Origin of the sequence: Phenylobacterium sp., assembly GCF_044371015.1 — a bacterium.
Lineage (GTDB): Bacteria > Pseudomonadota > Alphaproteobacteria > Caulobacterales > Caulobacteraceae > Phenylobacterium.
The window spans coordinates 1-13,212 of sequence record NZ_JBILUK010000007.1 but is presented as its reverse complement, the minus strand read 5'-3'; the positions used below and the strand labels follow the sequence as shown (position 1 = coordinate 13,212).

Annotated in this window: 16 protein-coding genes, 1 tRNA gene and 1 pseudogene; 11 read left to right on the top strand and 7 right to left on the bottom strand. The window is 69.0% G+C overall.

The genetic code is table 11. From position 1 onward, the window contains the following. Position 1: 1 nt before the first annotated feature. Positions 2–802 carry a glycine zipper domain-containing protein gene (locus ACIQ3R_RS01325; RefSeq protein WP_397414197.1) on the bottom strand — a complete coding sequence of 267 codons (801 nt, stop codon included), beginning with the start codon at positions 800–802 and terminating at the stop codon, positions 2–4. 122 nt (positions 803–924) lie between these two features. On the opposite strand from ACIQ3R_RS01325, the gene ACIQ3R_RS01320 reads away from it, so the two are divergent. From ACIQ3R_RS01320 to ACIQ3R_RS01290, 7 genes are all read left to right on the top strand, one after another. Then, positions 925–1,008 (top strand) — tRNA-Leu (locus tag ACIQ3R_RS01320). A 162-nt stretch (positions 1,009–1,170) separates the two neighbouring features. Further along, positions 1,171–1,491 carry a hypothetical protein gene (locus ACIQ3R_RS01315; protein WP_397414194.1) on the top strand — a complete coding sequence of 107 codons (321 nt, stop codon included), beginning with the start codon at positions 1,171–1,173 and terminating at the stop codon, positions 1,489–1,491. Next, entirely contained in the window at positions 1,451–2,086 is a 636-nt protein-coding gene (locus ACIQ3R_RS01310) for an ABC transporter ATP-binding protein (RefSeq protein ID WP_397414192.1), read from the top strand. Before ACIQ3R_RS01315 ends, ACIQ3R_RS01310 begins: the two co-directional genes overlap by 41 nt. Then, positions 2,083–3,363 (top strand): ABC transporter permease, encoded by a 1,281-nt coding sequence (locus ACIQ3R_RS01305; RefSeq protein ID WP_397414190.1) that lies wholly within the window; start codon positions 2,083–2,085, stop codon positions 3,361–3,363. Before ACIQ3R_RS01310 ends, ACIQ3R_RS01305 begins: the two co-directional genes overlap by 4 nt. An 8-nt stretch (positions 3,364–3,371) precedes the next feature. Next, a complete protein-coding gene (locus ACIQ3R_RS01300; RefSeq protein ID WP_397414188.1) occupies positions 3,372–3,875 on the top strand; it encodes a DUF3299 domain-containing protein in 504 nt (167 codons plus the stop codon). Positions 3,876–4,024: 149 nt separating this feature from the next. Next, positions 4,025–5,206, top strand: a complete 1,182-nt coding sequence (locus tag ACIQ3R_RS01295) for an acyl-CoA dehydrogenase family protein (RefSeq protein WP_397414186.1) — start codon at positions 4,025–4,027, stop codon at positions 5,204–5,206. Positions 5,207–5,237: 31 nt separating this feature from the next. Then, the gene (locus ACIQ3R_RS01290) at positions 5,238–5,657 is read left to right on the top strand and encodes a MerR family DNA-binding transcriptional regulator (RefSeq protein ID WP_397414184.1); all 420 of its coding nucleotides are present in this window, start codon (positions 5,238–5,240) and stop codon (positions 5,655–5,657) included. Positions 5,658–5,763: 106 nt separating this feature from the next. Here ACIQ3R_RS01290 and ACIQ3R_RS01285 read toward each other — a convergent pair whose 3' ends face one another. Genes ACIQ3R_RS01285 through ACIQ3R_RS01270 form a run of 4 tightly spaced genes read right to left on the bottom strand, consistent with a single transcriptional unit; the run spans position 5,764 to position 9,110 of the window. Continuing rightward, on the bottom strand, positions 5,764–7,422 hold the full coding sequence (locus tag ACIQ3R_RS01285) for an amidohydrolase family protein (protein WP_397414182.1): 1,659 nt from the start codon (positions 7,420–7,422) through the stop codon (positions 5,764–5,766). 19 nt (positions 7,423–7,441) lie between these two features. Then, positions 7,442–7,654 (bottom strand): hypothetical protein, encoded by a 213-nt coding sequence (locus ACIQ3R_RS01280; protein ID WP_397414180.1) that lies wholly within the window; start codon positions 7,652–7,654, stop codon positions 7,442–7,444. Continuing rightward, the gene (locus tag ACIQ3R_RS01275) at positions 7,651–7,857 is read right to left on the bottom strand and encodes a hypothetical protein (protein WP_397414178.1); all 207 of its coding nucleotides are present in this window, start codon (positions 7,855–7,857) and stop codon (positions 7,651–7,653) included. The genes ACIQ3R_RS01280 and ACIQ3R_RS01275 overlap by 4 nt, the downstream gene beginning before the upstream one ends. A 2-nt stretch (positions 7,858–7,859) precedes the next feature. Then, positions 7,860–9,110, bottom strand: a complete 1,251-nt coding sequence (locus ACIQ3R_RS01270; RefSeq protein ID WP_397414176.1) for an acetyl-CoA C-acetyltransferase — start codon at positions 9,108–9,110, stop codon at positions 7,860–7,862. Positions 9,111–9,258: 148 nt separating this feature from the next. On the opposite strand from ACIQ3R_RS01270, the gene ACIQ3R_RS01265 reads away from it, so the two are divergent. The 4 genes from ACIQ3R_RS01265 to folD are packed head-to-tail and all read left to right on the top strand — an operon-like array spanning position 9,259 to position 12,239. Next, a complete protein-coding gene (locus ACIQ3R_RS01265) occupies positions 9,259–9,840 on the top strand; it encodes a glutathione S-transferase family protein (RefSeq protein WP_397414174.1) in 582 nt (193 codons plus the stop codon). Positions 9,841–9,871: 31 nt separating this feature from the next. Next, positions 9,872–10,879: a S1/P1 Nuclease gene (locus tag ACIQ3R_RS01260; RefSeq protein WP_397414171.1), complete on the top strand. Its 1,008-nt coding sequence runs from the start codon at positions 9,872–9,874 to the stop codon at positions 10,877–10,879. Continuing rightward, a complete protein-coding gene (locus ACIQ3R_RS01255) occupies positions 10,879–11,358 on the top strand; it encodes an NUDIX domain-containing protein (protein WP_397414169.1) in 480 nt (159 codons plus the stop codon). The genes ACIQ3R_RS01260 and ACIQ3R_RS01255 overlap by 1 nt, the downstream gene beginning before the upstream one ends. Further along, positions 11,355–12,239 carry a bifunctional methylenetetrahydrofolate dehydrogenase/methenyltetrahydrofolate cyclohydrolase FolD gene (gene folD / locus ACIQ3R_RS01250; protein WP_397414167.1) on the top strand — a complete coding sequence of 295 codons (885 nt, stop codon included), beginning with the start codon at positions 11,355–11,357 and terminating at the stop codon, positions 12,237–12,239. Before ACIQ3R_RS01255 ends, folD begins: the two co-directional genes overlap by 4 nt. A gap of 67 nt (positions 12,240–12,306) precedes the next feature. On the opposite strand, the gene ACIQ3R_RS01245 is transcribed toward folD, so the two are convergent. Beyond that, complete coding sequence (locus ACIQ3R_RS01245; RefSeq protein WP_397414165.1) at positions 12,307–12,933, bottom strand: ABC-type transport auxiliary lipoprotein family protein; 627 nt, start codon at positions 12,931–12,933, stop codon at positions 12,307–12,309. Next, positions 12,930–13,212: pseudogene (locus ACIQ3R_RS01240) on the bottom strand (MCE family protein); the annotation flags it as partial. The pseudogene ACIQ3R_RS01240 and the gene ACIQ3R_RS01245, both read right to left, overlap by 4 nt.

Here is a 13,212-nt window from a genome sequence, read left to right as displayed (position 1 = left end):
CTCAGACCGTGGTGAGTCGCCAGCCGCCTTCGGCGCTGCGGCAGGCGTTGTAGGTTTCCGAGTAGGTGGGCTGGCCGCGTTCTGTGAAAGTCTGGCGGACGCGCTTGCACTCGCCGCCGCTGTTGGACGCCATCGTGGTCCCGCCGACCTGGCGGACGACGCTGCGAGCGACATAGCCCTGGATCAGGCCGCTCTCCGTGACCGCCAGCCAGCCGTCGGCGACGGCGCCTGCGACCTGGAACTGCTCGCCGGCCTGCAGACGATCGATGACCGGGGCGTTGGCGTTGGGCGCCGCGCGCATGTTGATGCGGTTGGCGGCGGCGAAGGACCCGCCCTGCGTGCTTACCCGGGCGGCCGGGCTGACGCCCTCGGCGTACCGCCAACGGGCCGTCGACATGCTTGATCCGCCGGTCGACACATTGACCGGGCCCAGCACCTCGATGCGGCCCGAGGCGCCGGTGGCGGGATCGGACCAGGACTGTGCGCGGCCGGTCTCCAGCGCGCGTTCGAAGGCGGCCTGGGCGTCCTGCTGGCTCTTGCGGTCCATCCGACAACCGATGTTGTTGCCGAGCGCTGCGCCGAGGCCCGCCCCGATGGCGGCGCCCAGCGCGCGGTTTTCCTTGCTGACCTGACTGCCGGCCAGGGCGCCGACCAGCCCGCCGACGACGGCGCCGGTGGTGTTGGCGCTGCCCGAGGCGTCACAGGAGAACAGGGAGCCCAGGCCGAAGCTCTGGGCCTGGGCGGCGCCGGGGGCGGCGAGCGCGAGCGCGGCAAGCGCGGCGAGAGTTGTGCGGCGGGCCATGGCGTCCTCCTGTTGTGATGTCTCGCATAGTGCCTCGGTTCGCCGCGCCGAACCAGCGGGACGGGTTGCCGCAGCAAGTCACATGGACGCGAACGCGCAGGGCGGTTAGGCAGTTCCTGGGCGCGGGCGTGGCGGAATTGGTAGACGCAGCGGACTTAAAATCCGCATCTGGTTACGGAGTGCCGGTTCGAGTCCGGCCGCCCGCACCCCGTTTCGGTCTGCACCGCCGGAAGGTGTGCGAGCGCATGCCCGAGCCTCAGACTCAGCGACAAGGGGTCGGGGTGGTGCGGGGAAGGGTTTGGGAGACCCGGCACTTTGCGGGCGGCGGGGGACGCGTTATGGTGCCGCATCGAACTCGGAGGCCCGCGATGCGGCGGCTGGCGATCTTGGCGGTGGCAGGGGTGATGGTTGCGGGGCCGGCGGCGGCCTGCGACTTCCACGAAGGTTTCGGCCTGTTCTCCGGCTATGAGAGCGACCTTTCCTATGAGGAGGTCGTGGCGCGGCAGGCGGCGATCGCCGCCGAACGTGAGAAGGCGATGGCCGAGGCGCGGGCGAACTTCCTAGCCCGTTTCGATATCAGGTCCGATGCGCCCGCCCCCAATGCGACTCAGGTGGCGGCGCTTTCCGGCCAAACCAGTACGGCGTCCGATGCTGATCGAAGCGCGCGGGATCGTTCACCGGCTCGGTGAACGGACCGTCCTCGACCTTCCCGACCTGACGGTTGATGCGGGTGCGCATCTTCTGCTGCTTGGCCCCTCGGGAAGCGGCAAGACGACGCTGATCAACATCCTGACCGGCCTGATCACGCCGACGGCGGGCGAGGTGCGGATCGATGGTCGCAGCATGTCGGGGGCGAATCCGGCGGCGCGGGACGCTTTGCGCCGCGAGACCATCGGCATGGTGTTTCAGACTCTGCGGCTGATCCCGGCTCTCACCTTGCGGCAGAACCTGTCTCTGGCCCAGACCCTGGCGCGCGGACGGTCGGACGCGGCGGAGGCCGCGACGTTGATCGCGCGGGTGGGCCTTGCCCACCGCGCCGATGCGCGGCCCCGCGAACTCAGTCAGGGCGAGGGTCAGCGGGCCGCGATCGCCCGGGCGCTCGCGGCGCGGCCGAAGCTGCTGGTGGCCGACGAGCCGACCTCGGCGTTGGATGACGCCAACGCGACGACCATGGTCGACCTGCTGCTGGAGAGCGCGGCGGCGCAGGGCTCGACCCTGGTGATCGCAACCCACGACCGGCGCATCCGGGATCGTTTTGCGCACACCCTGGAGCTCGCGGCATGACGCTCGCGGGGCTCACCTTGGCCTATCTGCGGGATCGCGCGCTGAACACGGCGCTGAACGTGCTGATCCTGGCGCTGGCGGTGGCCACCATGGTGATCCTGCTGCTGGTCTCGACCCAACTGGGCGAGCGGTTTGAGCGGGATGCGCGGGGCGTGGACCTGATGGTCGGGGCCAAGGGTTCGCCGCTGCAACTGATCCTGTCGAGCGTCTATCACGTGGACGTTCCGACCGGGAACGTGCCGCTGGAAACGGTGGAGATGCTGCGCGCTGACCCCACGGTGGCCAAGGCCATCCCGCTGGCGCTGGGGGACAATTTCGAAGGCTACCGGATCGTGGGAACGGAGCCCGCCTATCTGGATCACTTCGGTGCAAGCCCCGCCAAGGGCCGGGTCTGGGCGGCGTCGGGCGAGGCGGTTATCGGAGCGGAGGTGGCCCGGCGCACCGGCGCGGGGTTGGGCCAAAAGTTTGTCGGGTCGCACGGCCTGGGCGGCGACGACGGCGGCGCGGCGCACGATGAGCGGCCGTTCCAGGTGGTTGGGATCCTAAAGCCCACGGGCTCGGTGATCGACCGACTGATTCTGACCTCGGTGGAAAGCGTCTGGGACGTCCACGGCATCGCGCACGGGGAGGGCGAGGCGCATGACCACGACGAAGAGGCCCATGCGCACGACCATGATCATGAGCATGATCACGCGCCGGCCAACGCCAGCCTGCAACAGGGCAAAATGGCGCCTGAGGTGACGGCGATCCTGGTCAGCTATCGATCGGCCCTGGCGGCGGTGCGGCTGCCGGCCTTCATCAATCGCCAGACCCAGCTGCAGGCGGCGGTTCCGGCGGTGGAGACTACCCGGCTGCTGGCCTTGCTGGGCGTCGGCGTGGAGGGCGCTCGCGCCCTGGCCGGGCTGATGATGGCGACCGGCGCGCTCTCGATCTTCGTGGCGCTCTACACGGCGCTGCGGCAGCGCGAAGGCGACATGGCGATGCTGCGGGTCATGGGCGCGACGCCTCGGGCGATTTTCGGGCAGGTGCTGGCGGAGGGACTGATCCTGGCCGCGGCCGGCGCGCTGATCGGGGTGATCCTGGGCCATTTGGCAACGGCCGGAGCGGTGGCGACCTTCGGCACGCTGAGAGATGTGGGCATCGACCCCTGGCGGTTCCTGACGGCCGAGCTCTGGATCGTCGGGGGCGCCCTTGCGGCGGGCGGGATCGCCGCCCTAATTCCGGCCCTGCGGGTCTTTAGGGTGGATATCGCCGCCACCCTCGCCAACGCCCGATGAGGAGCCACGTGACCTTGCTTGATCGACGCACCCTCGCGCTCTCAGCTCTCGGCCTCGTCGCCACACCCGCGATGGCCGCAATGCAGCGCCAGCCGCGCCCGGCCGCGCCGACCGAGGCGGTATGGAAGCCGGCCGACACCCCGCCCGGCGGGATCGCCTGGTCGCTGCTGGAGTCGACGCGGGAGATCACCCGGACCGACGCCAAGGGCTTCATTCGCTCCAAGCCGGTGTTTCCGCCGGGCGTTCGGGCGCTGGACGGCAAGGCCGTGAAGGTGGCGGGCTACATGATGCCGCTGGAGACCGGCACGTTGCAGAAGCACTTCGTGCTGTTGGCCTATCCGCCGGACTGCCCCTATCACCTGAACCCCAACCCCATGCAGTTCATCGAGGTGCGCTCGCCGGTCGGGCTGGGCTTCGACTACCGGGTGAAGGTGATCAGCGGGACGCTGCGCCTGGGCGGGCAGGACGAGAGCGGCATCTTCTACCGCATCAACGACGGGCGGCCGGGGTAGGGAGCCCTGCTGCTGGCTCCGTCCCCACGAACTTCAACGTCAGGGCCCGGCTTGTCGGGGCCAGGACGGAGGAGGGAGAGGGGAGCGGCCTCGCGAGGGTCACCTATCGGCAGCTTGTCGAAGGTTGACGTGTACGGCAAGCTAGACCCATGGACCTTGAGCTCACACCCGACGATCTCGCGTTCCAGGCGGAGGTTCGCGCGTTTCTGGATGAGAACCTGACGCCCGAGCTGCGCGAGGCGGGCGCGAGGCTGACCAGCGTGTTCTGTGAGCCGCGACACAGCCTGGTCTGGCAGCGGATCCTGCATGCGCAAGGGTGGGCGGCGCCGGCCTGGCCGAAGGAATATGGCGGGCCAGGCTGGAATGAGGCGCAGCGGGCGATCTTCGCGGCTGAGTGCGCCCGGGCCAGCGCGCCGGGGTTGTCGCCGATGGGTCTGAAGATGGTGGGCCCCGTTATCATGGGCTACGGCACGCCCGAGCAGAAGGCGCACTACCTGCCGCGCATCCTGTCGGGCGAGGACTACTGGTGTCAGGGCTATTCCGAGCCGGGCTCGGGCTCAGACCTAGCGTCGCTGCAACTCAAGGCCGAGCGCGACGGCGACGACTATGTGCTGACCGGCTCCAAGATCTGGACCACCCACGCGCACCACGCCAACCGCATGTTCTGCCTCGTGCGGACCGATGCGGGCGGCAAGCCGCAGGCGGGCATCACCTTCCTGTTGCTCGACATGGCGACGCCCGGCATCGAGGTGAAGCCGATCATCACCCTGGCCGGCGAGCACGAGGTGAACCAGGTGTTCTTCGACGGCGTGCGCGTGCCGCAGACGAACCGCATCGGGCCGGAGAACCAGGGCTGGACGGTGGCCAAGTATCTCTTGGAGTTCGAACGGGGCGGGGGCTCGGCGCCGGGGCTCAAGGTGGGACTCGATCGGGCGGATCGCGTCGCGCGCGACGCCTTCGGCGAGGATGCGGCGCACCGGCGACGCGTGGTCGAGGCGGAGATCGCGGTCACCGCTATCGATATGTCGGAGCGTCGGGTGCTGGCGGCGCTGTCGGCGGGCGGGGCGCCTGGACCGGCTTCCTCGATGTTGAAGATCAACGGCACCGAGGCGATGCAGCGCCTGGACGAGATCTCGGTGGCGGCGCTTGGGGCCTATGCCGCGGTGGACCAGCCGGAGGCGCGGGCGGCGGGCTCCAACATCCCGCCCGTGGGACCGGAGGCCGGGCTTGTGGCCATGCCGCGCTATCTGAACAACCGGGCCGCCTCGATCTATGGCGGCTCCAACGAGATCCAGAGGGATATCATCGCCCGGCTCGTGCTCGGGCTTTGAAAGAGAATTGGGGCTTTGAGGGAGAACAGCCATGACCATCGGCCTTGGCCTGCGGCGGCCGCCTTACCGGACCTATTCGATCACCCAGCTCTGCCGCGAGTTCGGCGCGACGCCGCGCGCCCTGCGGTTCTATGAGGAGCAGGGCCTGCTCTCGCCCGGGCGGCGGGAGACGGCGCGGGTCTATTCCTACAAGGACCGGGCGCGGCTGCAGCTGATCCTGCGCGGTCGGCGCGTCGGCCTCTCCATCGCTCAGATCCGCGACATCCTGGAAGCCTATGACGAGGACGGCGAGGCGGCGCAGAACGCCGAGGCCCTGCGCATCTTCCAGACCCGCATCGCCGAGCTGGAAGCCCAGCGCAGCGAGGTGGATGAGGCGATCAGTTCGCTGAGGGCCGCCGCTGACCGGCTGGCCAAGCAGTATCCCGAGACGGCGAAGCTGTTGGCGTCTTAGGGGCGGAAGCCCCCTCCACCACGCGTCGCGTGGTCCCCCTCCCCCGATGGGGGAGGACTAGAGTCTGGTCATCCCCGAGCGCGCAGCGGACGGTGGGGGCGAAGATTCAGACGCAGACCACGCCGGATTTCGCCTCGGTGTAAGCTCCCGCCTCGTAGGCCACCTCGCCATTGACCACCACGGTGTCGACGCCCCGGGCGGCCCGGATGTAGCGCATGCCGTCGCCGGGCATGTCGAAGGCGGGGACTTCGTCGCCGCGGTCGATGGTGTCGGGGTCGAAGATGACGAGGTCGGCGTGCGCCCCTGGGACGAGCCGGCCGCGGTCCTTGAGGCCCCAGATGTCGGCGGTGTCGGAGGTGATCTTCTTCACCGCCTGTTCGAGGGTGAGGTGGCCGCCTTTGCGGACGAACTCGCTGAACAGATAGCCGGTGTCGCCGTAGGTGGAGAACGAGGCCAGGTGCGCGCCGCCGTCGCTGGCGCCGATGTGGACCAGGGGATTGGCCAGCATGGGGCCGATCTTGTCGGTAAGCTGGTGGCCCTGGCTGGCGGAGAGGAAGGCGACGTCGAGGCCGTTTTCCAGCGAGAGCGCTATCAGCGCCCGGGCCGGGGTCTCGCCGCGTTCACGGGCCACCTGCGAGAGAGTCTTGCCGACCAGATCGGCGGGGGCGGCGTCGCCGCCACGCACCACCAGCCGGCCCATCATCTGTTCGCCTTCATCGGGGCCGCAGTCGGCGACCATCTTCTCGACGGTTTCGGGATCGCGGAGCGCGGCCAGGCGCTGATCCAGCGGCTGGCGCAGGATGCGCACCCAGCGGGGCAGGCGGGCGAAGAACAGGCTGGGGCGCAGCAGGCTGAAGGAGATGTCGATGGGCCGGGTCTGCATCTGCGGCCAGACACGGGCGCCCCGGGCCATTTGCTCTTCGACACGCGCAATCGCGCGGGGCGCATTGTCGGGCACGGCGGAGGTGTCGAACAGCGGCGAGAAGGTGGTGGGGATCTTGTGCTTGAGGCTGAGCTCGGCGAGCTGATCGATCCGGGCGATGGTGATGTCGGTGGCGTAGAACTCGGGCACCACCTGCAGCATGCGGTCGAACTCCCCCAGCACCGCACAGAGGGCGTCGAGCTCTTCGAACTGGGCGAAGCGGCTGGGCACCGGGCGGCCGTGGGCGTCCAGGTCGACGAAGCTGGTCGAGAGACCGACGGCGCCGGCCTCAAGGCACTCGCGCAGCAGCTCCTGCATGGCGGCGATCTCTTCAGGCGTCGCGGCGCGTTCCTGGGAGGCGGGGCCCATGACGAACAGGCGGATCACGCTGTGGCCGACCAGCGGGGCGACGTTGATCGACAGCCCCTTCTCCAGGGCGGCGCGGTAGCCGGCGAAATCTTCCCAGGTCCACGCGAAGGCGGTGGTGAAGGCTTCGGGCGGCATTTCCTCGATCTGCTGGAACATGCCGACCACGGCCGGACGGTCGGCGGCCTTGAGAGGGGCGAGGGAGAGCGAGCAGTTGCCCGGCACCACGCAGGTGACGCCATGCTCCAGCGCCGGACGGGCGGCGCCGTCCCACAAAAGCTGGACGTCGAAGTGGGTATGCGGATCGATGAAGCCCGGCGCCACGACCCGGCCCTTGGCGTCGATGACCCGGCGGGCCTGGCCCTCGACCTTGCCGACCGCCACGATGCGGCCGTCCTGGATGGCGACATCGCCCGCGAAGGCCGTGGCCCCGGTGCCGTCGACGATACGGCCACCTTTCACGATCAGGTCGAACATGCGCTTTGCCTCCGGTTGTTCAGCCTGTCGGCACGATGCGCCGCCAGGACTGGCCGTAGAGGTCTTCGAGGCTCGACGCCCCGCAGGCCTCCATCAGTTTCAGACCCGTATCCTCGTCCAGCAGCACCGGATGCTCCGATCCGTCCGGATGCAGCAGTCGAACGACCAACTCGGCTGAGCCGTCATGACCGGCGACGATGTCAGCGCCGACGATGACGGCTTCGTCGGTCACCGTGCGGGCGGCTCGACGAACACCACATCCGAACCCAGCAGCAGGCCCGGCGGCCGGCGCATGGCGAAGATGTGGAGGTTCCAGCTCCTGATGGCGTCGACCGCCTCGGCCACCGGCTGATCCGGGAGCGCGCGGGCCGCCAGCGCCTCGATCGTTTCGCCGGGGCCCGGCGTGACGAAGCGGCGCTGGCGGGACAGCGTCATGATCAGACGCGCTCGACGATGATGGCCGGAGCCATGCCGCCGGCGGCGCACATGGTGACCAGGCCGCGCCGCAGACCCCGGCGCTCCAACTCGTCAACGATGGTGCCGATCAGCATGGCGCCGGTCGCGCCGATGGGGTGACCAAGCGCCATGGCGCCGCCGTTCACATTGACCTTTTCGCGGTCGAGCTTGAGGTCGCGGATGAACTTCTCGGCGACGACCGAGAAGGCCTCGTTGATCTCGAACAGGTCGATGTCGTCGATGGTCAGGCCGGCCTTGGCCAGGACCTTGCGGGCCGCCGGCACAGGGGCGTTGAGCATCAGGGTCGGGCAATCGCCGACATTGGCCATGGCCACCACGCGGGCGCGGGGCGTCAGGCCGTTCTTACGGGCGTACTCCGCCGACGCCAGCAGCACCGCGCCAGAGCCGTCGACCACGCCGGAGGAGTTTCCGGCGTGGTGGAAGTGCTGGATCTTCAGGTCTGGGTACTTCTGGTTGATCAGGCCGGCGAAGGTGGTGCCCTTGGCGTCGAGCGGCACATTGGCCATGGCTTCGAACGACGGCTTGAGCGAGGCGAGGCCCTCGGCGGTGGTCTGCGGCCGGGGGAATTCCTCGTGGTCGAGCGCCAGCGTGCCGTCCTCACGGTAGACCGGCACCAAGGCGCGCTTGAATGCGCCCTCGGCGATGGCCTTGGCGGCGCGCTGCTGGCTGACCAGGGCCAGCGCATCGAGGTCGGCGCGGCTGATGCCCTCCATCGTGGCGATGGCGTCGCCGCAGATGCCCTGATGGCTCTGCGGGTGCTTGGCGCGCAGGCGCAGATTGCCCGAATCCATCAGCGGCGGGCCGTCGTCCGGGTTGCGCGGCGGCGCCGAGGAGGACGTGTAGGACATCATCTCGCAGCCGCCGGCGATGACCAGGTCTTCCATGCCCGACATGATCTGGGCCGCGGCGAGGTTGACGGCCGTGATGCCCGAGCCGCAGTACCGGTCCAGCGTGACGCCCGAGGCCTTGATGTCGTAGCCGGCGTCGAGCGCGGCCATGCGGCCCATATCGCCGCCCTGCTTGCCGCGCTGAGAGCTGGTGCCCCAGATGATGTCGTCGACGTCGGCGGTCTTGAGGCTGTTGCGCTCGGCCAGCGCCGCAAGGACGGTGGCTCCAAGGTGCTGCGGGTGATGATCGGCGAGGGCGCCCTTGCCGACCTTGCCGATGCCGCGCGGCGTGCGGACGGCGTCGATGATGAAAGCTTCGGGCATCCTTCGGGGTTCCTTGCGCAACAGGCCCATTACGAGCGTTGGGGCGGATTGTCCGGCGCCCGCCGTTAGGTCAGTCCAGAGTGGATTGAGGCCGGATTCCGTGGACTGGCGCTTGCGGGGCGGCGGGACTGCGGTGAACGATCCGCCCATGAAGATCTACGGCGACAGCATTTCCGGCAACTGCCTCAAGGTGAAGTGGACGGCCGAGGCGCTGGGCCGGCCGTTCGAGTGGATTGAAGTCGACATTCAGAAGGGCGAATCCCGGACGCCGGAGTTCCTGGCGCTGAATCCATCCGGACAGGTTCCGATGGTGGTGCTGGATGACGGTCGACCGCTGGCCCAGTCAAACGCCATCATCCTGCATCTGGCGGAGGGTTCGCATCTGGTTCCGGCCGACGCCTATGATCGGGCGCGGATGCTGGAGTGGATGTTCTGGGAGCAGTACAGCCATGAGCCCTACATCGCAGTGGCGCGGTTCCGGGTGGTCTATCAGGGTCAGGCTGTGTCGGATCTCGATCCCGGGCTGGTGACGCGGGGCTGGGCGGCGCTGGGGCGCATGGAGGCCGCGCTTGAGGCCTCGCCCTTCCTGGTGGGCGGGGCGGTGAGCCTCGCCGACGTCGCCCTGGTGGCCTACACGCGGATGAGCCACGAGGGTGGGTTCACGCTCGAAAACCATCCGGCGATCCGCGCCTGGATCGGGCGGGTTGAACAGGCGCTGAAGATCGGTTGAGCAGGCCTTTGCGCCGTGCGAGAGGGAAGGAATGTCGCGTCTCTCCCCCTTGATCGTCGCGGTGCTGATTGCCGCCCTTCCGAGCCAGTTGTGGGCCTGGGGCGGCGCGGGCCATCGGATGCAGGGACAGGCGGCGATACGGGCGCTTCCCGCCGAGGTTCCGGCGTTTCTGCGCACCCAGCGCGCCGTCATCGAGATGGGCGAGCTGGCGCGGGAGATGGACCGCTCCAAGGGATCGGGTCGGCTCCATGGCCACGACCGCGACGCCGCGCATTTCATAGACCTGGACGAGAACGGCCGCATCCTCGGCGGGCCGCCGTTCCTGCCGCTGGCGGCGACCCGGGCGGACTACGAGACCCAACTTCGGGCCGCCAACCTCGACCAGTGGAAGGGCGGGTATCTGCCCTATGCGATCCTGGATCGGATGCAGCAGCTGACCACCGACTTCGCCTACTGGCGGGTGCTGACCGCCGCGATCGCGAATCCGAACTGGCGGGCGAACCGGGCGTGGTTCCGTTCCGACCTCGCGCGTCGTGAGCACCTGCTAATGGAGAACCTGGGGGACCTGGCGCATCTGGTCGGGGATGGCAGCCAGCCGCTGCATGTGAGCGTGCACTACAACGGCTGGGCGGACAACTATCCCAACCCCAAGGGTTATACCCGGGCCAGGATTCACGGACCCTTCGAGAGCGAGTTCGTGCGCGACAATGTCCGGCCCGAGATGGTGGCGTCCCGGATGGCGCCGCTCAGGGTGACGGGAAACGTCACCGACCGGGTGACCAGCTATCTGATCGCCTCGGAGCGGCAGGTGATCCCGTTCTACGAACTGGAGAAGGCAGGCGGCCTGACTCCAGGGGACTGGCGAGGCAAGGCGTTCGCTTCGGAGCGGCTGGCCGTGGGCGCGTCGGAGTTCCGCGATCTGATCGTCGAGGCCTGGCGGGCCAGCCTGGATCGGCAGGTGGGTTGGCGGCCGATAAGTGTGAAGGATGTGATCGCGGGCAAGGTCGATCCCTACCCGGCGCTCTACTCGATCGACTGATGCCGGTTCCGCAGTTTGGCGAACGGCCGGAAGGCGACTGTCCGGATCGGCCGGCGGCTTTCGTCGTGGCGGAGCGTGACGGCCGCATCGCGGTGGTGCGTGTGCCGTGGGCGGGGCGAGGCGTTTTGCTGCACCTGCCGGGCGGCGGGATCGATCCTGGCGAAAGCGCGCGCGATGCGGCGATCCGCGAATGCGGTGAAGAGGCCGGGCTGGTGTTCAAGGCCGATCCGGAGCCGTTCGTCGCGGCGGATCACTACTTCCTGCATCACGACGGCGTGGTGCGGAACACGCGCGGACAGTTCTTCGCCGGTCGCATTGTCGGCGAGGACCCGGGTCTTCACATCGAGGCCGACCACGAACTGGCGTGGCTGGAACCACTCGAAGCCATCACGCATCTCAACCGGGGCTCTCACGTTTGGGCAGTGGCGTGCTGGCTGCGGTTGCGCGCGAGGGCGGCGACGGGTAGCGAGCGGCCATGAGCGCGGAGATCATCGACGGCAAGGCCCATGCCGAGCGCCTGCGGGCGGAAGTGACCGAAGAGGTCGCGGCGCTTGCGGCCAGGGGCCTGAAGCCCGGGCTGGCGGTCGTGCTGGTGGGCGAGGATCCGGCGAGCCAGATCTATGTGCGCTCCAAGGGCGAGCAGGCGCTGGCGGCGGGCATGCACTCGGTGACCCATCGGTTGCCGACGGAGACATCGCAGGGTGATTTGGAGGCGCTGGTCGCGCGGCTGAACGCCGACCCGGAGATCCACGGCGTGCTGGTGCAGTTGCCCCTGCCGGCGCATCTGGATGAGAGCCGGGTGATCGCGACGCTCGATCCCGACAAGGACGTCGACGGCCTGACGGTGACCAACGCCGGCCGACTGGTCGCTGGGCTGCCCGCGCTGGTCGCCTGCACGCCCATGGGCTGCATGATCCTGCTCAAGCGGACCCTGCCGGAGCTTTCCGGCAAGCGGGCCGTGGTGGTGGGGCGCTCACTGCTGGTCGGCAAGCCGATATCACAGCTGCTGCTGGCGGCGGACTGCACCGTGACCATGGCGCATTCTCGGACGCGCGATCTGTCCGACCTGTGCCGCGAGGCGGAGATCCTGGTGGCGGCGGTGGGGCGCCAGCGGATGATCAAGGGCGACTGGATCCGACCTGGCGCTTGCGTGATCGACGTGGGCATCAACCGCGTGCCGTTCGACGACCCGGAGAAGGCCGCCCAGGGCAAGACCAAGGTGGTCGGCGACGTGGATTTCAAGACCGCGCGAGAGGTGGCCGGATGGATCACCCCGGTGCCGAATGGGGTCGGACCGATGACCGTGGCGGTCTTGCTGTCCAACACCGTGACCGCGGCGAAACGCCAGGCGGGATTGTAGGGTCCCAATCTAGACCACACCCGTCATGGCCCGGCTTGTCCGGGCCAAGACGGATCTTGGCAGCGGTTCAGCTCCCCTTCGCCTGATCCGCCACCCAGCCGGTGATCTGACCCAGCGCGTCGCCGACGGCTTTGTCGTAGGCCGGGATGATGGCGCTGATGCGGTTTCCGGCGGCGGGCGCGCGGGCTTCGATCAGGGTTTCGACCACCCCGGTCCGGTCGCGGGCCGGAGTGAGCACGGCGCGAACGCGGACCAGCACGACCGGCGCCGCCTTGGAACCACGCTCGTAGCGGGTCTCGAAGGACCGGACTTCCAGGCGAAGACTGTAGGTTGCGGGGGCCGGGTCGCCTCGGCCCACCAGGCGGATCGAGGGTGCGCCGTCAAACGCCGCGGCCACGGCCTGATCCCAAAGCACCGGCGCAGGCGCGACCCAGCGGGCATCGGCCATGTAGGCGACCTTGTCGCCGCTCACGGTGAGAAGCTGGTCGCCGGCGGATTCGCGTTGAAAAAGGGTTGGCGCCCGGACGATCCCGATACGCACACCGGCTTCAGCGGCCGCCGTGGCCTCAACCGGGGCGGCGCCAAACCGGTAGAGTGTCACCGGATCGGCCTTGGGCAGCAGGGTGACGCAGCCGGCCAGCGCCAAGGCGGCGGCGAGAACCAGGGCGTTCCGAGCGTGGACGCGTCCGCTCATTTGGGCACCTTCAGTTCCTTGCCGGCGGGCTTGTTGAGCGCCCCGGTCGGGCTGGATTGCAGTTCATTGGTCAGACGTTCAAGGGATTCCGCCGCACTCTGGAGCTGGACCACCGCAGCGGTGATCTGGGGCAGGCCCTGGGTTGCGAACTCGCCGGCGGGGGCCTGAAGCGCGCCGATCATGACGCGCGCGTCCTTGGCCACCGCGCTGGTGTCGGCGGCGGCGTCCGCGAGGTTCTTGATAGCGCGGCGGCCGTCGCCGTCGATGACGGTGCGGGTG